Origin of the sequence: Gimesia aquarii (genome assembly GCF_007748175.1) — a bacterium.
GTDB lineage: Bacteria > Planctomycetota > Planctomycetia > Planctomycetales > Planctomycetaceae > Gimesia > Gimesia aquarii_A.
In genome coordinates this window covers 4,048,722-4,070,480 of record NZ_CP037422.1, presented here as the reverse complement: position 1 = coordinate 4,070,480, position 21,759 = coordinate 4,048,722, and the positions used below count along the sequence as shown (strand labels likewise).

Sequence of the window (21,759 nt, the reverse complement as noted above, 5' to 3'; positions counted from 1 at the left end):
AATCCTCGATGGTTATCTCTAGATTGAAAAATTTTTGGCGTTATTTAATCAATTCAATACTGCGATCACATAAAAAAATGTCTGAATCCACATTTGGTGATGTTTAATATTGCCTCCGATTATCCTGCCGGAATCAACCAGACAATTAATTTTGTGTACTAGTCCCGAATAGATCGTTGATAAAGAAGAATTACAGATATTCTGAAAATCGCAAATAAAGGATTTGATCATTTGTGATCTGATTGTATGATTATATCCAGAATGTACAAGAGATCTAAAGAAAAATGAGTATCTATGTCTCCTGACATCGAATGATAAGGATTTAATCATAACTTTTATTGGGATATTCAAAATAATAAGTAGAGCTTTGTTCTTTATGTAAACCAAAATCATGTATGAGATTATCAGAACGTGGTAACTCTTTTGAAATATAGATATTTAAAAGTTCCTCGACTCAAAACATATGGTGAAGTAATAATATTAGTCTGCCATCTTTTATCAGCACTTACTTTAGTTAGTGACTGGTATTTATCTGTATGGAGATTTTTATTGTCAGGCTAGTATGTTTTAGGGGGGCTCTATTCGAATAAATAAAGTAACAGCCTATCTTATTCTGGTTTGAGGTGTTCATATTTTATGACACAAAATTCATTGATAAACACATCTGAGATGATAAAAGTGGTGCCTGGAATTCCTGCTGAGTTTGAGGACTACATTGTCTCACGTCGGATTCGAATCATTTCTGACTTTCCTGGTTTCCTAGGAGACGAATTACGATTATTAGATGCCGGTTGTGGTAGTGGTTGTAGTCTGCTTCAACTTTGCAATTTTTTTAAAGATTGCCATGGCTTTGATGTAAATGAGGATTATATTCAACGTCTTCTAGAAGAAGTGGCAATCAGAAACATCGCAAATTGCTCTGCTTCAACAGGCGATCTTTGCAATTTAGAATTTGACTCAGAATCTGTTGATCGACTGATTAGTTTTGAAGTGATTGAACACTTACCAGATGAAAACGCAGGCGTAAAATCGATGTATCGGGTACTAAAACCTGGAGGATTAGCTGCTTTTTCAGTTCCTAATAAGTGGTGGGTTTTTGAAACGCATGGTGCCTACCTTCCTCTCCTTCGATGGGATCGAGTCCCTTTTTTTTCTTGGTTGCCAAAACCCATTCACGAGCGTTATGCAAAAGCGAGGATTTATACTAAGCAACGAATTGTAAAACTACTTGCAAGTGTAGGTTTCAAAGTCCTAAAAGTATCCTATGTTACTGCGCCAATGGATCGTTTAACGATAAAGCCCCTTCAAAAACTTGTGAAGAGTACAGTTCTTCGCAATGACACGACAAACATTCCAATGTTTTCAACCGCGATAATGGTCATTGCAGCAAAAGAAAATTCGAAAGCATAAACCTATGAAATCACTTTTTTAATCATTATCGCCAAAGAATTATGAGAGGTCACCATGCAAAGAGAGAAAGAAAAGAATTTTATTCATGGGGCAGGATTTACATTAATCGAATTACTAGTTGCCATCACTATTATTGCTTTGCTGATTGGAATTACGGTACCTGCAGTGCAAGCAGCGCGTGAATCTGCGAGAAAAATGCAATGCAATAATAATCTCAAACAAATCGGTATTGCTCTACATTCCTACCATGAGGCGCATAAAGTTTTACCATTTGGAGTTGGTCTTGACCATGATGGATCAGTGACTTCGTTAGGAACATTACAAGATCGAAGGTATTCCACTCACTCCATGTTGCTGCCGTATCTTGATCAGGTAAATGTTTATAATCTTTTAGATTTTAACGTTGCCCCCTTTACTCCATTTGTTAACGCCGGGAATGACGTGCAGGATCAGATTATTCCTCGCTTTAATGAAATAATAAATGGACCTGCTGCAATAGCTACGATACCAACATTTTTGTGTCCCAGCGATATCGATAATTTACAAAGTATTTGGGGGCATAATAATTACCGGTCTTGCAATGGAAGTAGCTGGTCGGGGCGAAATGGAAATGGAATGTTTGGCCAAATTAGTAGCGTTCAATTCAGTGATGTCACAGATGGCCTATCCAACACAGCTATGTTTAGTGAACGAGTCAAAGGAACCTGGAATAAATTACAACACGACTTAAAATCTGATTTATATGATTTGAATGGTGTCTGGACTGAGAACCAATTCAGGATTGCGTGTGGAGGTTTAACGCCTCAAACTGCACCCGCTTACATGCACGATATAGACGCGGGACAAACCTGGCTCGAAGGAAATATGAACTGGACGCGCTATAACCATACCTTAAATCCGAATCGAGTCAGCTGCAAAAATGGATTCACCTGGGATGGGGTTGTATTGCCCCCTTCCAGTCGTCACCCAGGCGGGGTGAATGTCCTTTTTGGTGATGGATCCGTTCGATTTATAAACGAGAACATAAGTCTCATTGTCTGGCAAGCTATGGGGACTATTTCGGGAGCGGAATCACTTTGACGAGTCGTAGATTAATACAACATATTCAAAAACAACTTACATTGCTGGTTTTATTTCTACTATTCCCGCTGCCATTAACAGGAGAAAGTCATCTCTCTGATACATACAGTGCTGATTTTCGAAGCAAGCAATTTGACAATGAAACACTTGTTCCTCTTAAGGCGGGTACAGTCAGGTTAATACTTCCGACTAACAAGGGAGTCTTGATGAAGAAGCCTGCAAAAGCGAACATCCCTGTAATCGGCTTTGGTACTCGTTTTCGAATTCATGGCGATTTTGAAATATCAGCATCTTATAAGATTCCATCGTGGACTCAACCTAAAAAAGGTTACGGCCAGGGGCCTAGCATTTATATCAGACTTAGTGATGAACCAGAAACAAGTGCATTAATCGGTAGATTACAACGCCCAAAAGAGGGTCACGTTTACAGCACGAGTCTTTCTAGAACAGTTGATGAAAAACGCAAGTATGACGTCAAATTATACAATACTAAGTTTAATTCAGGTGTACTGAGACTAACTCGCAATGACAAGACAATTTCGTTCTCTATTAAAGAGGAACAAAATAATGAATTTATAAAATTGCGCGAGGTCGAGTTTAGTGATGCCAACGTAGACCTGATTCGTATCGGACTTCAGCAGAGCGATACAGAGACACCGGTTCAAGTGATTTGGGAAACTTTAGATGTGAAAGCGGAGTCACTTCTTGATCTACCTTCAAAACTAGCGAAAGGAGAAAAACTGCATCAACCTAGTTACAATCCAATTCAAACAAAAACAAGTATCCCATTCTATTGGAGCATCATCTCCTGTGTCGCACTACTAATACTGGTAAGCGTCATGATCTGGTTTAAACGACGATAATTTTAAGAACAAGTTTCAGTGATCCCTTTTTCAATTAAAGATAGCAACCTTAGAGCCAGTCGCAATTTTAAAACATAAAAAAAGACATTTGTTAAATACTCATGGAAAATAATAACAATAGAAAGCTTATGTCAGTAAATATCAATTTCAAACATTTTAATTCCCTCATTCTGTTTTTTTTGTTAATCAGTAAAACGTCCCTTGCAGAAGAAAATCATATTCAGGACCAAATCACTCGGTTTGATTTTCTGGAAGAAAAATTTGATGATAAAACCTTGAAGCTTTATGGGAAACGCACTCATAGATTCATTCGGCCTACCAAAGAGGGGCTGAGAACGAAATTGTCTGACGAGGACAAGGTTGCTCCGATCGGGTTTGGTCCTCATTTTGAAATCCCCGGTGATTTTAGAATCACTGCAACATTTCAGATTATCACATTAGATACTCCATCATCGGGATATGGTGTGGGACCTGAAATTTATATTGGTGTTGAAGGAGGTACGTCAGCAACAATTGGCAGGATCTGTCGAAGTGATGGAAAAAATGTATATAAGGCCCATCGTGCAACAGGTACTGGAAAAGCAAGAAAACATTCAGTAAGAATGTTCGAGACAACTAATATGGAAGGACAGCTTAGGCTTGAGCGTAAAGGAGAAACCTTAATCTATTCTGTTGCTGAAAAAAATGATGCGTCTTTTCGAGAAATCCATAGGAATAAATTCTCTATTTTGCCCTTGAAAACATTACGTGTGGGAAGTTCTCAGGGAGATGCTAATGTTAATTTAGAGTTCCTATGGAAAGATCTGGAGATCGCCATTCTGCCTCCTACAAAAATGCCAGCTAATGTCAATGCTGACTTGGTAGTATATCTCTTAATTGCAATTGGAATACTTTTAGCCGTTGTCATATTTGGTTTCTGTTTCATACTGAAATCGAACTTACTCTCAAAAGTGAAAATCAAGAATTAGTAGAAAGTAATTTTTAACTGATTGCACATGAAGTTAATCAAAAGAACATCAGTTCTATTCAATCATTTTTGAAAGCATGTCGATGCGTATGAAAGTGTCTTGGTCAGTTTTTATTCTACTAATCCTTGCTGCCTTGGGCGTTCGAATCTATGGTGCGGATGCGCGAGGGCTATGGTTTGATGAGTCTCTTTCGTGGAAGCTACAATCATTTCCTGTTTCATTGTTGATTGAGCGGGCAGGGGAACCCACGATGCCTCATCCACCACTTTATTTTCTTACATTGCATTTCTGGTCACACATATTTGGTGATTCAGAGATTGCAATGAGAGGTTTGAGTATCTTTGCTGGTATTGCAACACTTCCTGTACTTTTTTTCTTCATGCAAGACTTACATTTACTAACATGGCAAAAGCAGACAGAAAAAACGGAACAATATAAATTTGCCGGATTCATAGCGGTTAGCTTAGTGGCGTTCAGTATTTTACACATTCATGCGGCCCAACAAGTACGCGGCTACACTTTAGCCGTATTTCTTTTAGCTTGTAGTAATATTTTCTTCATACGCCTACTAAGCCTCACAAAGTCTACTTGGAGTAATTGTGCTTTTTATGCAATTTCAGCAACTGCTCTGTGTTACACGCATAATCTAGGACTTTTTTCAGTAGCTGCGCAATGGGGGTTTGCCATTCTCTTCTTATGGCTCCCAGCATTGATTAAACGGCTTTACCATCATTTTAATTTCAAGAGGCAAAACCAAAATATAGGTTCTTTGGTAGACGATGGTCAGAGTACTCAAACATGTATCAATTCAAATGAAGAGAAAACAGTCTTAAATAAAATTCGTTTAAAATTTGTGACAGTTGCCGTTTTATTTGTACTACTCTACGGTCCCTGGTTTCTGAATGTTCAAAAGCAATCAACAAAACTAAAAAATTCCTGGTCTCGTCCATTTTCAGCACAAAAGTTCGCTAACGAAATGTTTGCATCGATTTTTCAAACATCTGCACAAAGGCCTTTAAAAGAAACCATTTTTCCTTGGTTTGTTGCAGTGAGCTTAATTTTTCTTTGGATAATACTTGCTACACGATTTGGTTGGCCTGGAGTTTATCTTTCCTTTATGGGAGCAATTCCAGTGATCTTGATGTGTATTTATTCTATTTACTCTAAGCGTAGTATCTTCGATGCTCGCTACTTGATTTTTGCTCAATTAAGTTGGTTAGCAGGAATTGCCTGGCTGACCTCTCGCATTCCACGTCGCTTAGAGAGAATACTTATTGGATTTGTGGTCGTTTCCTGGTTTATTCAATCTTGTTTTCTCAATTGGGATATGATTGGGAAAAATAATAAACCTGGGATGCGTGCAGCAATTCACTATATTTTGCAGAATAAAAAACCCAATGAACTGATTATTGCAGAAACTCCGTTTATTTTTTTTCTTGCGCAATACTATGCCAGAAATCAGACACCTGTTTTTCTAGCCAATGAGAGAAAAGATCGGTTTCTTGTTAATGGGGAGTCTCAATTATTGAATTCAGACATGATTACACCGGAAGAGGTAGCGTTAAAGAAACCTACTGGGATCTGGCTGATATCCAGTGATTCATACATGACGTTTTCAAAAAATAAGTTCCCAGCAGATTGCGTTGATTCAGAAATCATGATTTTGTCTACAAAAGATCCCTTAAGCTTTAAACAGGATTTATACTGGGAATCTCCAGTGGAATTGTATCATTATATCAGTACAAAATAATGTAGCGATTCCACTTTTCGACAAAAATAACGCTTCACACCAACTGAACAGGATAAGATCTAGCGTTAAATGAAAATTCAACCATTGAAGTCAGTTGGACTATTTGGGATTTCTCAATTATTTGCATTGGTAGCTGGGTTTTTCCTGCAATCACTGGTGGCCCGTTACTTACAGCCTGCTGAATATGGAAGTTTTGTTGTAGTATCGACAATTCTTCTTTCTTTATCGATGGCGCTTGTCAGTGCTATTCCAAAAGCACTAGCACGTTTTGTCAGCGTTGATCGAAATCAACTTCACAATATGTGGATCTCATTATGGACGGTTCAACTTCCTGCTTGTATTGCAATCGCTTTGCTATTTGGATGTCTAGCTCCCTATATTTCTTTACTTTTGCGTGATTTTGCCCTTCGGCCTCTCTTATTATTAATCACAGTTGAACTTGTAGTCAAAGCTGGTGTACTCGAACCTTCTTGGCTTTTACTTAATGGGGCTGGATATCATCGAATACAAGCGATTTTAATTGCAACTCATGGAGGTTTTCGAATTACTTGTGTGTGGGTGCTATTACTGGGAGGCACTGGCTTAATACGTTGTTTTATTGGATTGGCAGTAGCGGCAATATTAAGTGCCACTCTAAGTGGTGTTATTGTGAGTAGGTTAGCCAGAAAAAATGCTAAAAGTCCTAATAACATGAATAGGGACTTGTTACCAGAATTCATAAATTGGCTTCGGCTTGCACCGTTTGCAGAAGTCATTACCTCGTTACTTGCACCTTTAAATCTATGGATTTTAAAATCTTTCAGTACAGATGATATTAGTATCGGACTATTTGCAGCATGCTTCACTCTGGCTCATGCTATCATTCCATTAGGATTGGCAATTCCTCGTGGTACGTTCTCCACTTTTTCAAATTTGATTGCTAATAATAATGCTGAAGATGCGGCAGTTCTTTTACGCCAAATCTTAAGTGGAATTTTTATTTTAGGAGGCTTGGGAATTACGGCTGCATTCTGTTTGGGAGATACAATGATTACTCTGTTGTTTGGTGCAGATTTCCGAGGTTCAGGCTATATCTTGGGGGGATTAACGATTGGCATGCTTGGCATCACAATCATCTGGGTGCTAGGTGATGTATTCAATGCTTCAAACTTATTACGGCATCGATTTTATTCTATGATTGTAATTGGATGTCTAGGGTTGCTGTTTGCACTCACCTTGATACCGAATTACGGGATCGATGGTGTGATCTGGTCGATGATCATTACTGGAATCTCTGGGTGTATGATTCTTTTTTATGTTTTGAACATTAGACTGAATTCATTCTTTCCAATCATGTCTCTTATTCGGTCAATTTTTGCAAGTCTTCTCACACTATGGGTAGGAGCTGTGTTTATAGAAATTGAAGACATAAAAACGGTAATCATCGCTGGTGTTTTAACGGTGGCCATTTATCTTCTCTCACTAAAAATCTTAGGGGAGCTTAAATTTCACCTTAGATGAGAACCACAAAACAAAATTCAAAAAAAACTGAAAATTTGATTGAATTTTGTTGAACCTACAGTTTGCAAGTGTACTATAGCTTACATAGAACTAGGGGCACTAGTCACTACATGTACCCATTATTACTCTAGCGTATATGCATTTATGGATATATGTGCTTTAGTTAAAGGGGAAAGTGATGTCTTTTAGTAAATTACGTGCATCAGTAATTGTCCCTGTTTATAACAGATCAAGTGATCTCAAGGTTTTATTATCATCACTTATGCAACAATCAATTTCAGCTTCTAGGTTTGAAATTCTGATATGTGATGATGGTTCTACCGAGAATATTCAAACAATCGTTGAAGAATTTCAATCTCCAAGTAACCCTACCATAAAGTATTTCAAACAAGTCAACCAGGGGCCGGGAGCCGCTCGAAATTTGGGCTTATCACATTCTGTGGGCACAATCACCGCATTCACAGATTCTGATTGTATCCCAGACTCTGATTGGCTTGAGGAGTTAATCGTTCCTATTGAGTCGTCGAACGCAAGGATGACTGGTGGGTTGATTGACTTTCAAAATGCTGATTACCTGTCAGGACGCTGCATGAACTTTCTTATGTCCAGTATGATCGGTGCAGGGGGAGCACGTGACCCTCGGACAGCCATTCATATGAAGTATTTTCCTCGCACTAGTAATGTTGCCGTTGCAAGAGAGGTTGCTGTTGCAGCAGGTGGTTTCCCAGCACAGCGACATGGTGAAGATATTGAATTTGCAGATCGCGTTAGACAGCAAGGTGCTGAAATCTTATTTGTGCCCACAGCTAAAATCACTCATAACGAACAAAAAACACTAAAACAACTTTCGCGTGAAGCATATTTAAAAGGGTGTGCTAGAGTCAGATTAGCAAAGACCAGGGGAATGCATGAATTGATTCATGCTGCTCCTGCGCTATTGTGCTTATATATTATTCTGCTGACTCTGACGACAGTGATAGCACCAACTTTGACGTTCTGGTCTTCTCTTCCGGTGTTTGCATATCTATGTTTAATTTTTATTTTAGCGCTGCAAGCGGGAATTTGTCTGAACGAAGTACTGGCTGTCTTTGTAGTTTTCTCACAAGCTATTCTCATGCATATTTCTTATGGTTGTGGATATTTGGCTACACGATTAAAATTGTTTTTGGCTAGGTTAAAACTAAACTATTTCCCAACATCTTTATCGACTGAAAATAAAAAGGTCTAAGATGGCTGGGAACGCGATCATTGTTGCGACAATCTTTAATCAGAGCAAAATACAAATTGAGTAGGGCTCTGTAAAAGGTTCCAAGTGTTTGTGTTTGAATTAGGATACGCAGTTTTAACTCAATAATTATCAAGGTTTTCGTTTTGAGGGAGTGTGATTCGAGTTCATCTTGGAAAGTGCACATCATAAGTTCTTTGTCAGTTCTTTTTCTATTATCTCTCAGTTTAACGTTACGATAAATGCCTCTCAGCTTCTAGATACCAAGGCCACATCATCCAAAGCGGCTTCTTTTTTGGGCTTATTAGATAGGCACGGGTTTGTTTTCAGCAGCCTGCGGAGGTCATACCTAACACGAACTTCCATGACCCCGGACCGACTTTTTGGGGCATACCACCGGGTTCGAAAAACGCGGTCGAAAGCCAAGTCACACCAATGAGAGAGAATAGCCATTTAGGTGGAACCCAGCTGACAGCTGATTTCTGGATCGAATCAAAGAGGCTGAAGACTGTATTCCTATAATCTGTATGGATCCTAGTTCCAAGCTCATTTCGAAGAGTTTAGACTGGTGGGCTTACTTCAACAACGTTACTCTGAATTACAATCGGCTTAGAAAGTCAATCAATATTTCTTATATTGAATTGAGTTTTTAGATAGAGAGATCGAAATCGAGCATGCATCGAAATTCTTCAGCTCATCATACCATAATTTTAGTCTTCCTTTTTGCAGCAAATACAATTGCTGTCTCTTGGATAGGATTCCACTACAGCCCTGTCTTAGACGAAATGGGGCACCTCCCGGCTGGCATCTATAATTGGGAATATGGCCAATTTGACGTCTACCGAGTTAATCCACCGTTGGTGAGAATGGTCGCAGCAATCCCTGCTGTTTTGAGTTCTTCAAAACGGGATTGGAGTAGTTACAAAAAGGGGCTCACATCTCGTCCGGAGTGGAACCTGGGCAGAAACTTTATTGACATCAACCCTGATGATTGGGAGTGGTATTTCGTTTCTGCGCGATGGATGCTGATTCCATTCTTATTGCTCGGTGGCTATATTTGTTATCGCTGGTCAAGCGAATTGTATGGCAAAACTTCAGGTTTGATAGCGTTAACTCTCTGGTGTTTCTCACCGAATATTCTGGCTTGGGGAGCGACAATCACTCCTGATGCAACCGCAGCCACAATGGGGGTTCTAGCAGGCTATTGTTTCTGGAATTGGCTCCAAAAGTTTACCTGGCAACAGACCTTTATCGCAGGACTCACACTGGGGCTCGCTGAACTGACAAAATCCACTTGGATTGTGTTATTCGGTCTGTGGCCAGTTCTCTGGCTTACTTGGCAATGGATCAGCAGAGAAGAGTCTCGCGCAATTCCTAGATCAAGACAGATTAAACAATTGGTGACGATACTCCTTTTAGGACTGTATCTACTCAATCTTGGCTATGGTTTTTCTGGATCGTTCAAGCAATTGAAGTCGTTTCAATTTGCCAGTAGGACCTTAGCTGGGGAGGATTCGGTTGTTGATGACGGATCTGGTGGGAACCGCTTTTCTGAAAGTTGGCTAGGAGAGATTCCAATACCAGTTCCCCAAAATTATCTATCAGGCATTGACTTGCAAAAGCTAGATTTCGAAAAGGGAAAATGGTCGTATCTCAACGGCGAATGGAAAGACAGAGGGTGGTGGTACTACTACATTGTAGCTTTATTGTTGAAGGTCCCTTTGGGTACGTGGTTATTATTTCTTTGTGCATTTGGCATGACATATTGGAAGAGAAGAGAGTTTAGGTTTAACTGGAAGAACGAAATCGTATTACTCGCTCCAGCCATTGTGATTTTTGTGTTGGTTAGCTCTCAAACAGGATTTAGTCGATACTTAAGATATTTACTTCCCTGCTTCCCATTTGTCTTTATTTGGATAAGTAAAATTGGTTTGTTTTTAGAGAAGAAGCAGAACACAATCATAATGCCTCTGATTGTTGTTTTATCCCTAGTGTGGTCAGTCGGAAGTAGCTTGTATATTTACCCTCATAGTTTGGCTTATTTCAACGAATTAGCGGGAGGCCCGAAAGGTGGGCACCGTTACCTTATTGATGCAAATATCGATTGGGGCCAGAACCTTTTCTATTTGAAAGAATGGTACGATAACCATCCTGAAGCGAGACCATTTCATGTAGACTGTTTTATTTTTAACAAGTACAGCATTTATGGAATAGAATCTTCTTCGCCTCCACCGAAAATTAAACGAACAATTAATCTTAGTGAGCTCACTCAGGAAGAATTAAAACAAATTGGGCCGCTGCCTGGGTGGTATGCACTGAGTATCCATAAATTACATAACTTAAATGGTTCATATGAATATTTTTTACAACATTTCAAGCCAGTAAAGATCGTGGGATATTCAATCTATATCTATCATATCACCTTGGACGAAGCAAACCGTGTTCGGCGAAAGATTGGCTTGCCAGAAATCAAAGCGTAGTTGGTCTACTTTATCAGCATTTTAGATTCATTTGAGCAAAATGATTGGGCATTACTCGTCAGATATCAATTTACTCCTTTTTATTTCGATTACTCCAGTCCTTTGAAATCTTTGGGGGTGCGTGGTGGGTAAAACCAGCCATAATAGCTTGGAGTTTGGTAATACAGAAGTTGTTGCTTCCGCCATTGGAACAGTAGACTAGACATAGTCTTAGAGATTTTCGGTTTGCTTTGAACTAGATTTGTTTCTTCACCCGGATCTGAGATCAGATTGTGTAGTCGTGCTTGTTCCGTTCGTCTGTCATAGACAAACTTCCAACCATCTCCACTAATAATGGCATCAGACTCACTTAATGTTGACTGGGTATGAACGAATGCAAGACGGTGATTGACTGATGGTCTTTCGTTTGAAAGGATATCAATACCTTGAAAGCAGGGATGTGGTGGTATATCTAGTAATCCACAAACAGTAGGGACTACATCAATTGCCTGAGTGAGATAATCTACTTTTTGGGGAGGCAACAGACCTGGACAATCCATGACCAGAGCAACTCGAATCACTGGTTCATGGGGCTGTCCAGCATGTGCGGGGTACCCATTTTCATAAAATGCTTCACCTTGGTCGCCTATTACAACGATGATAGTCTTTTCACGAAGTCTTTTTTCTTCGAGAAACGAAACTAGTTTCCCAATTTGCTTGTCTATGTAGTGTAAGGAATTGTAGTAGGCATTCCGAACAATAGGAATTTTTTCCTGAGGATAAGATACAAATGAAGCATTGAAATCAAGTGTAGCCGGCTGAAACGGACCTTGTTGATTCCCCGGAATCTCATAAGGGAAATGCGAGGATTGCAGATTCATGCAGAGAACAAACGGCTCATTTTTTTTCTGTTGCTTGTCAATCCAATCGAGAGCATGTTGTGTTGTAATTGCATCATCGAGTTTTCCTGCAACATGTGCTCCCTTGGCATATCGAGAAAAACCGCGATCTTTTTCAGAAATATATGTTGGGCCATCATAGCTACGAGAGTCGAAAAAGACATCAAGGTTTGGGGTCTCCAAAAAATTAGCCATACGTCCCCAAGTTTCATTTTGTGACGAATAAATCGCTGTCGCATATCCATAATGTTTAAGCAAGTCATAAAGCATGACTTTCGGCCAAGGATCGGAGCGTGAATAATAATGGTGAGATTGTGAACGAAGCGGATAAAGTGAACTATAAAGGCAAGGGTCTGCGTAATTAGAATGAGTACTTTGTGCATAACAACGAGTAAAATGTTGCCCACTTCTTGCCAACTGATTCAGGTGAGGCATAACTTCCATTTCCTGCTCTTCCAGCAAAACAACATCATTCCGCAATGCTTCAATCGCTATAAAAATCACTGAATAACGGTCTTTCGAATCCCTTAGTGATTGATTTATCTCATATGGAATGGCTCGCTTAGGCCCCAATTCTAGTTCTGACAATTCACCTTCAAAGAGATCCTTTTCTTTCTCCTTATAAAAAGGTTTGATCGCAAATGTTAATATAGGACTCAGCCTGGTTTGCAGTTCAAAACTAGAACCTGGTTCTTCATTCTTCCACCATTCTTGTGAGGGTAGAAAATGAGCATTGTCACTCTCACTGACGAAAATAAGAGTACATACTAAGTCAAATGTTAAAAACACCGTTAGTAGCCCAACCCACGATGAGGGACTTTTTTTTCCTGATATGTCTGATGATCGATTCTGCTTACGGAATAAATAAATTCCGAGTAGCAACCCAACAAGGCAGAATACGGATGTTATAAGCAGCGAGATTTTTTCTGCCTGCCAAATGTAATGACCAATCATTAGCAGGTTGCTCGCTCCGAATACTAATGCATCAGCGTCAAGAAACGAACTCGTTCGCCAAAAGAAAATCCAACTGCTGATGTAGAAGAAAAGTAATACAACTAGAAAAATAGCTAGGATAGAAATGCTGGCCAATCGACCTAAGCTCTTCACATTTTGGTATTGTACTATTCTTACAGACCACCATAAAAACCAACTTACAGATGCCCATGTCAGTATTGATATGCTCACGAGGGCAAAAGACTCGAACCATAACAAATGAGAGTTATGCCAAAAACTACTATTGTGACTGGACAAAACTAAGAGTTCACAAATTGCAATAGAAAAAAAAAGAAAAGCCAATCTTCTATCAGGATACATCCAGCTCAAAGGCTTTGAGAGCATTCGAAAAATAGATACTATCTTCATCAATTTATTGTTCCAATTACGAAAAAGAATAAGAGACTACAAATATTGTTTCTCTATTACTTTCCTTTTTACATTCTAAAGTAAAGTAGTGATATTTTCTTCAGTTAATTGGGAAGAATTCTCGAATAGACTGAATAAAAGTCTGAGCTTCCGATAGCATCTCCGATTCTTAATGGTTGATGTGAGTGATTTATTGAAACAATCAAGTTGGAATGCTTAGCGAAGTTTATTGTTTTCGGCAAACAGCATCTGGATTGTCTGATCTTTGATTTCACCTCGTATTACAACACTTGTCTCTCGCACACTGCGAGGACCATCTTCAATCGATTCAAAAGATACCGGACGAGATTGAGAAATTGTCTCCACATGAAGTGTTACTAATTCCGCACATCGGTGGACAAGTAAAATCGTTTGAGCGGAAAACGGCTTAAAGTGGCCGGGGACGAGATTTCAATTGTTTAATCATACGCTTTGTGGTGCGCGATTGGCTGATATTTTTGACAGCGGACAGTGAATCACAATGTGCGACAGTCTTAGATGATTTGAATTCAGTACAATGTGTTTACCTGGAACGATTTTTATATCCAGACACCTTTTGGACCGCAGGGGGGGGATAAGTGGGGGGAATTCTTGAGCGAACCGACTAAAAGTTCGTGGCTCGAAGGCTTCTCCAAAGTTCTGACCAGGCAATCTATGGAATTTGAACGCGTTATTTGGATGTGGTTTCAAATCTCATGTTTTCCGGCTAATTTTTTGTTTTCTCTCAGCTGCCCAGCGGGGTAAAACGAATGTGAAACCGCTTCCATAATGACCACATACCGACAATACACCCATGAGCAGAATTTTCCACCCACTACTCGCTTTAATCGCCTCAGCCACCGATAACGAATTGGCCAAGTATGTCGAATATCTCAAACATGAGAATACGATTCTGCGTTCCAGACTACCCAAGCAAATTCATACGACTTACAACGAACGACAGATTTTATTGAAATACGGCAAGGTATTGGGACGAGGGATCGAGGAATTAATTTCAATTGTCAGCCCAGCGACATTTGCCCGGTGGGTTCGGGATGGGAAGAATGGCAGCCTCAAGCCCAAAAATCCTAAAGGTGGTAAACGGAAGCCTCAGGAGATTCGTGAGTTAGTCATCAAAATCGCCTTGGAAACTTGTTTCGGTTACACGCGTATTATTGGAGAGCTTCGGAAACTTGGTATCAAAAAGATTAGCCGACAGACCGTACGAAATATATTGAAGGAAGAAGGTATTGAACCTGGTCCAGATCGCACTTCCGACTCGTGGAATGAATTTCTCAAACGGCACGGTGAAACGCTTTGGGGTTGCGATTTCTTCTCAGTAAAATCAGTAACGACCAAAGGAATCCGTGATCTCTACGTGATGGTATTTCTCTGTTTGCAAACACGAGAAGCGATCGTTACCGAATCCACAGAACATCCCAATTCAGCCTGGGTATGTGAACAAGCTCTGAAATTCATTGAGCAGAGCAGGGGACGAGAAGTCAAACCAGCAATGATCATTCATGATCGGGATGGGAAATATACAAAGGAATTCACTGAGACTTTGCAGCAATCCGGCATTAAGACAAGTCCGCTTCTCATAGCATCTCCGAATCTGAATGGAAGATGTGAGCGATTCACTGAAACGATCAAGTTGGAATGTTTGGCGAAGTTTATTATTTTTGGTAAGCAACATTTAAATTATCTAAGTTCCGAATTCACCACTTACTACAACAGTTGTCGCTCGCACACAGCGAGGGACCATCTTCCACCGATTCAAAAGATACCGGACGAGATTGAGAAATTGTCACCTGATGAAGTGCAAATAATTTCACACATCGGTGGTTTGGTAAAATCGTTTGAACGAAAAGCAGCTTAAAGTGACCGGGAGCGAGATCTCAATTGTTCAACTGCACGTTCCGGTGCGCGATTGACTGATAATTTAGTGACCGCTGGCAGTGAATCACAACGTGCAACAGTCTTAGATGATTGGAATTCATCACAAAGTGTTTTTCTGGAACGATTTTGATATCCTGACACTTTTTGAACCGAACGGTGCTACGCAGTTCCATCAAGTAAATCCGCAGAAAGCGAAAACCATTGTAAACGTAGCGTAACTGGTAACGCAGGACCGGACTCTGCTTAACTGGACAAGATAAATGTCACAAACCGCGTTTCAAACTAGCACTTGAATATCTCTGTGGAAAACACAAGCCTGATTTTAAGTCAACAATCTCAAACTGATTTAGATTGATATTCCTGAATCGCCTCTTCAAACCTTTCTCGAGAAGATCCATTCAGGCGGCTGATTCCCATTTCGCGGGCGATTGACAAAGCCGGGTCAGATTCCAGTAACAGTTTTTTGTTGCGATCAATAAAGCCACACAATTCTGCGATAGTGATTTCATCTACTGGTCGTAGATTTTCTTGCTCATCCGGGAAGCGGTACTCGAGCATGGTAGCTGGTGCTTCCTGATTCCAGATAAAACGTCCTGTCGATTCATTCGTGTTGGTAGCAGTTTCCAGAAAAGAAAATACATGCTCCCGAATTTTCCTGCCAGTGCGTGCCCACCCATGCGCCCGGGCAATTTTTTGAGCTAAAACATCATCACGAATTGGCGCTTCCGTTTCCAGGATGGCATCGATCATAGATCGTAGTGTTTCCTGATAGGACGTTTCGTAAAATAAATCCGGTTCTGGGATAAAAGATGTCAGGTCCGTCTCACAATAAATATTCTGCTGATTATCCAGATTTGAGCTTGCGTCCTCTACCTGAGCTTCTTCGTTTTCTATTCCTGTCGAACCGAGTTCCAGTTTTTCTTCTGTTTGCTTATTCCGGCTCTGTTGCAGTAAATCCTGAAGTTGATTTTCAATTTTTGCAAGAGCCCCGTCCGGATCATACCACCAGTCAGGCGACCAGATTCGAAGTATTTCCCATCCCAGGTTTCGTAATACCTGCTCGCGAATTTTGTCACGGTCACGTGCTGTTGCAGATCGATGATAGGTTGCTCCATCACATTCAATTCCTGCCAGAAATGTTCCAGGTCGATCAGGATGGATTACTCCCAGATCTACCCGAAACTTTGAAACTCCAATTTGTGGTAAGACTTCCCAGCCTTTCTCTGATAATTTCGAAGCAACCGCTTCTTCAAATGGAGATTCAAACTCCCCCTTAGACTCAGCCGGACCCGACAAAAGAGCAGAACGTCCTTTCTGTGCATATTCCAGGAATGATTTTAAGTCACGTAACCCTTTGGATCTGGATGACTCTGCTTTCAGTTGTTCGGGTAGAAATGAAACATAGACCATTAGTTCCTGTCTTGCCCTGGTCACGGCCACATTCAATCGACGTTCCCCCCCTTCACGATTCAAGGCTCCGAAAGTTAATAGGACCTGATTTATCTTTCGACGTGCTTCGTCAGGACCATTGGTGATCGAAAACAGCATCACATCCCGCTCGTCCCCTTGAACATTTTCTAGGTTTTTTACCACCGTTGGTTCAATACGCGCATCTTCAAAAAACCATTCCAGTTCGGGGGAATCACGCAGTGACTGATCAAATAAATCTTGAATTAACGATTGTTGCTGACTATTAAAGGTAATCACTCCCAGCGTCGGTCGATTATCTTCAGGTAAATTAAGCCAGGACTTCATTCGGATGACGGCATCAGCAACAAGTGTTTCAGCCTCGATCCGGTTCGTTCGACTTTTGCCACGATCATAAATCGCATTCGGCAGATGTTTCATCGATACCGCTTGATCAGCAGTCACAGCAGAGGGGTATGTAAACAGTTTATTGTCATAATAGTTCCAGTTAGAAAAGGAAATGAGAGATTCATGTCGACTCCGATAGTGCCAGGTTAAATGATTCAGAGGCAATCCAGATGCAGTTGCCTCATCGAGAATACTTTCCAGGTCACGTTCGTGATCTTCCAGGTCGTCATCTTCTTCATCGTTCTCAACTCTACCAAAAAAGTTAGTAGGCGGTAATTGCTTAGGGTCTCCGACAATGATTGTCTGTCTTCCCCGAGCAATGGCACCGATGGCATCCCAGGTCGTAATCTGTGAAGCTTCGTCAAAAATCACCACATCAAACATTGCCTGTTCGGGCGGGAGATATTGTGCGATCGATAGTGGGGACATCAATAAGCAGGGTACCAGTTTTGAGAAGGTTTCCGGCATTCCAGAGATCACTTCCCGAATCGCCTTACTGGGTCTTTTTAATCGCATCTGATGCCTTAGCAATCCCAGTTCTGATTTCCTGGCAACGGAGTCTGGGTCAGGGAGATGATGGACACGTATTTTTTGCACCTGATTTGCAGCTTCGATTCTTGCAGTCTGATCTAAATCGCAAAAATCCCTGATGATCTCCTCATGCTGAAAACTTTGAAACTGACGCAGAATATCACTGCGGTCGATGGCTTTGGGTAACCACCAGCGAACAAAGGCGATTTCAAATGTCTGTCTTAAGTTTTCTGGTTGAATTTGTTCCTGCTCAAGTGAATCAATGAATACACCCAGTCCTGCGTTATCTGTTTTTTCTCTGACTTTCATCCAGGAAATCCACTTTCTCAACTCAACACGATGAGCCTCGATCCTCCCCAGAGTCGAAAGCGTGGACTGAAGAATATCGGAGTCCACTTTTGTAAATGGAGGCGCTCCGGCAATATGCTTGAACTCGTTACACGACTCAATGAAAGTCTGAATGGCTGTTATATAGTTCTGTGCGTTTACAAGAATCGGATGATCTTCGGAATCATCAATGAGAACTGGGGCCAGCCTGGATGAAACTAATTTCAGGGAGTTGGTCGTTTTTCCAAACGAGATGATTGTTTGACGGATACGTTCCGCATCTTCCAAAAAACGCTGAAAGTCTTCCGTATTGGTTTCAGGACCTTTCCAATGATGTGTGCGATCAGCAAGAGAATTACCGTTGATTTTTTCCAGGTATTTCTGCATGAGTTCAATCTGAGGGAGATCTTTTTCTGGATCAACGGTCCCCGAGGTTGCATAGGTCTGTAATAATTTACGGACCTGTTTTTTAGCAAAATAGGATAAGGGCCATAGCTTAGATTTTACCTGCCGCCACTGGTAATCCAGGTCTTTAACAGGGATTTGTTCGATCTCATCCTGTTTGTAAAATGCCTCTGTCGATTTCTGTGCCTTTTCGAACGCTTTCAGGTCTTTCGAGAGCTGTTTGATCTGAAGAGAGGCTCTGGCGAAATCCTTATCGAAAATAATACGATAGTTTTCCTGTGATGCGTCAGTGAGAGTTCCGGCGAGAATTCTTAACTCCTTAAAAAAATCCAGGGAAAAGCCTTCTGTCTCTTTCAAGCCAATCGCTGCCACAAATTCCTGCAAAGGCCCCTGCAGAGATGTCACAGCAGACCGAATCTGCGCGATACTGCTGAGTAATCTTTCTTCCCAAGCTGTGGACCATTCGGTCGTTTTGATCGATTGCAGTGCAGGGGCAGGGCTGATTGCCCCATATGTTAGCGCCAGCTCATCAATCATTTCGATCAGTTTTTCATACCTTGCTTTAGTGATCTGAAGGGAGCCTTCCCACTCAAGTCTGGGAGCTGTATGCTGTTTGAATTTGACTGCAATCCCCATTGCCTGATAGACACTCCAGCCACTCTCATCAATTTGATGCAGGGCACTCACATATTGATTCAAGGCATTGCGTTTGATTAATAGCTTCTCATTGACCTTGATCCAATCCGTTTTCGCAGCCTTTCTGTTGGCATTCCAGGATCTCTCCAGTTGATCCAGAAATTTGCGACGTTCTGCAGTTCGAGAGTGAAGTTCCAGGCAGATATCGCCTAATCCATGCTGGCACAGCCTGCGATAAACGACATCGAGGGCAGCGGTCTTTTCTGCGACAAACAGGACTGTTTTGTTTTCTGCCAGACATTGTGCAATCATGTTGGCAATGGTCTGGCTTTTACCGGTACCCGGAGGCCCGATCAAGACAAAGTCATGTCCTTCAGCGGCCGCCATAATTGCTGCCAATTGGGATGAATCAGCAGGTAAAGGATGAACCAGTTCAGCAGGCTGGTAGCGTTGATCAATTTCAGTCGATTTGGGGATCGACGTATATACTCCAGGTTCAAACGGCTTGTCTGGATTGTCTATCAAGTGGCAAACCACTCTGTTTTCTTTCAGATGAGTTGTCCGATCAACGAGATCTTTCCACATCAGATATTTAGCGAATGAAAAAGTTGATAACGAAATTTCATCAATCACTTCAAATCCGGGGATTTCGCGAACTGCTCTGCGCATCAGCTCCAGTACCTGGGGGACATCAATCCCCCGCTCATCTGTGGGGAGATCCGCTTCGAATTGAGAGAGATCTCGGTCGAAATCTTTTTTCAACAGTTGGATCAACGTTGAATTGAAACGAATTTCATCTTCATGGTGTCTCAGGTGGAAAGCAGATAAGGCACTTTTTCGAACCAGTTTAACAGGGATGAGCAATAAGGGAGCACGGTACGACTTTTCATCTTCGGGGGCCCGTTTCCATTTGAGAAAACCGACTGCGAGAAAAAGCGTGTTTGTTCCGCCTTCTGCTAAATCATTGCGTGCCGCACGGTAGAGATTGGTTAGACGATTATCGAGTTCTGTCTTGCTGAGCGTAGATGGAACTTCATGTCGTTCCAGGGCATCCTTTGCAAATTCAGCATCAATGTCTTCACCAGTTTCCTGATAGAACAGCCGCGCATCCCGGTCGCCCATCGGGTTGTGTTCGGGCAAAGAGATGATTTTCATCGACTTTTGATCTGACAGATGGTCTTCCAACAGAGAAACATCAGGAGAATAGAATGGAACGCTTTGTTTGGTGGCTCGGAAGTTTAACAGTCGATTGCGTAACGACAGATCCAGTAATTTCCGTTGCCAGCGGTCTATCCTCCCCTCAGGAGTTTTCGGTTTCTCATCGGTTTGTTCCGGCGGTAGATCTGTGAAGACAGGCGCCTTGGGTAGCGGTAATGCGAAATTCTCCTGTGTTTCTGGCGTTTCTTTTAATTGTGTATGATCATGGGATGCCAGTGGCCTGATCTGAGCCATGCGTGCCCGTGTAATATCAATCGCTGCTAGAAAGACCTCTTCCTGTGATGCGTGTGTCTTTACTTTGGCAGCATCAATGGCTGCCTGAAACTGGACAGGGGGGCGGCTTGTAATCAGTGTGGTTTCAAATGTGATCAGCTCTTTTGCAGATAGGCCTTTTCGAACCTCGGATGAATCTGTTTCAATAAGATTGTTGAAAGTCTGTTCGACTAACCAGAACCCAGTGAAGCAGTGCCCGTCTATGAGAATCAGTACGGGGTTCAGACCTACTGCTTCCAGGACCGCTGCAAACAGGAGACTGGAATCCAGGCAGGTTGCCAGACCATCGGATAGAATACTGCCTGGCCGGCGTGTCTTTTGTCCCACGAGTTCAAAGCTGCTCGGAGGATTGGTATAAGTCAGTCCCTCTGCCGCGATAGCAGACCAGATTGCTGCCCCCAACATGAAAGCACGCCCAGGATCACGTTGTTGATATCCGTCTAACGCTGATGAATGCCCGTGTTGCGCCAAGATATCACCGGCTTTTTTGAGGATTTTCGCAACAGCTGGATCATTGGGCATCACAAAGGCTGCCAGTAGTTCTGCCATCGAATGAAAGCCACCCCATTCTTCACGCGCCAATACGCGAATCTCTTCCACACGCTCCACAATGACTGAATCGCCGTTCCTAAGAGTGAAGCGAACTTCACCTCGCTCCGCTTCATTGAGTCCATTGAGGTATCCGGGATCCAGGTCGATTTTGAGATCACTGGCGGAAATACTGTTTCCGGGCGTGATACGTTCAAAAGTCCATTTCTTGGTGCGTCCAAAGCCCGGTTCTGTCTGCATGGTCAGCTCAATTGAGTTGAAAGTTTCACTTGTTGAATTTTCTATTTGGAGTGACCTCAGAACGGGAACGGAGTTCTGAAAAGAGGCATAATTTAAGCAATCAATGAGATCAACGTGAATCAGGACTTCATTTAGGTTGGAGCTGTTGGAAGAAGTTTCTTCTTCCTGATTTTGAGTCGGCATTTTCATGGAATCATTTGGGTTCATTGAGGGTACATAGGCAGGTATAGATTGTTCAGTATACAGGGCAATAATATGTGAATTTATCAACGAATCTTTCAGTAATCCAGCGAAATATTTGAATATTCTCTGTAATTCAAGAGCGGTAAGTA

11 protein-coding genes are annotated in these 21,759 nt (G+C 41.5%); 9 read left to right on the top strand and 2 right to left on the bottom strand.

Annotated elements, in window-relative coordinates; translation table 11 throughout:
• Positions 1-636: 636 nt before the first annotated feature.
• From V202x_RS15595 to V202x_RS15560, 8 genes are all read left to right on the top strand, one after another.
• Entirely contained in the window at positions 637-1,410 is a 774-nt protein-coding gene (locus V202x_RS15595; protein ID WP_145176733.1) for a class I SAM-dependent methyltransferase, read from the top strand.
• Positions 1,411-1,464: 54 nt separating this feature from the next.
• The gene (locus tag V202x_RS15590) at positions 1,465-2,490 is read left to right on the top strand and encodes a DUF1559 domain-containing protein (RefSeq protein WP_145176730.1); all 1,026 of its coding nucleotides are present in this window, start codon (positions 1,465-1,467) and stop codon (positions 2,488-2,490) included.
• Positions 2,487-3,353 carry a DUF1583 domain-containing protein gene (locus V202x_RS15585; RefSeq protein ID WP_197992906.1) on the top strand — a complete coding sequence of 289 codons (867 nt, stop codon included), beginning with the start codon at positions 2,487-2,489 and terminating at the stop codon, positions 3,351-3,353. Before V202x_RS15590 ends, V202x_RS15585 begins: the two co-directional genes overlap by 4 nt.
• Positions 3,354-3,454: 101 nt before the next feature.
• Positions 3,455-4,321, top strand: coding sequence for a DUF1583 domain-containing protein (locus V202x_RS15580; protein ID WP_145176724.1), 867 nt, complete (start codon positions 3,455-3,457; stop codon positions 4,319-4,321).
• Positions 4,322-4,403: 82 nt separating this feature from the next.
• Positions 4,404-6,071 carry a hypothetical protein gene (locus V202x_RS15575; protein ID WP_145176721.1) on the top strand — a complete coding sequence of 556 codons (1,668 nt, stop codon included), beginning with the start codon at positions 4,404-4,406 and terminating at the stop codon, positions 6,069-6,071.
• A gap of 69 nt (positions 6,072-6,140) precedes the next feature.
• Complete coding sequence (locus tag V202x_RS15570; protein WP_145176718.1) at positions 6,141-7,571, top strand: lipopolysaccharide biosynthesis protein; 1,431 nt, start codon at positions 6,141-6,143, stop codon at positions 7,569-7,571.
• A gap of 178 nt (positions 7,572-7,749) precedes the next feature.
• Positions 7,750-8,799, top strand: coding sequence for a glycosyltransferase (locus V202x_RS15565; protein WP_145176715.1), 1,050 nt, complete (start codon positions 7,750-7,752; stop codon positions 8,797-8,799).
• A gap of 671 nt (positions 8,800-9,470) precedes the next feature.
• On the top strand, positions 9,471-11,276 hold the full coding sequence (locus tag V202x_RS15560; protein WP_145176711.1) for an ArnT family glycosyltransferase: 1,806 nt from the start codon (positions 9,471-9,473) through the stop codon (positions 11,274-11,276).
• Between the two features lie 89 nt (positions 11,277-11,365).
• On the opposite strand, the gene V202x_RS15555 is transcribed toward V202x_RS15560, so the two are convergent.
• Positions 11,366-13,516, bottom strand: a complete 2,151-nt coding sequence (locus V202x_RS15555; RefSeq protein WP_145176708.1) for a sulfatase — start codon at positions 13,514-13,516, stop codon at positions 11,366-11,368.
• Between the two features lie 832 nt (positions 13,517-14,348).
• Here V202x_RS15555 and V202x_RS15550 point away from each other — a divergent pair.
• The gene (locus V202x_RS15550) at positions 14,349-15,413 is read left to right on the top strand and encodes a DDE-type integrase/transposase/recombinase (RefSeq protein WP_145176705.1); all 1,065 of its coding nucleotides are present in this window, start codon (positions 14,349-14,351) and stop codon (positions 15,411-15,413) included.
• 356 nt (positions 15,414-15,769) lie between these two features.
• Here the strand turns inward: V202x_RS15550 and V202x_RS15545 are convergent, their stop codons facing one another.
• A complete protein-coding gene (locus tag V202x_RS15545) occupies positions 15,770-21,427 on the bottom strand; it encodes a DUF3320 domain-containing protein (RefSeq protein ID WP_197992905.1) in 5,658 nt (1,885 codons plus the stop codon).
• Positions 21,428-21,759 lie beyond the last annotated feature (332 nt).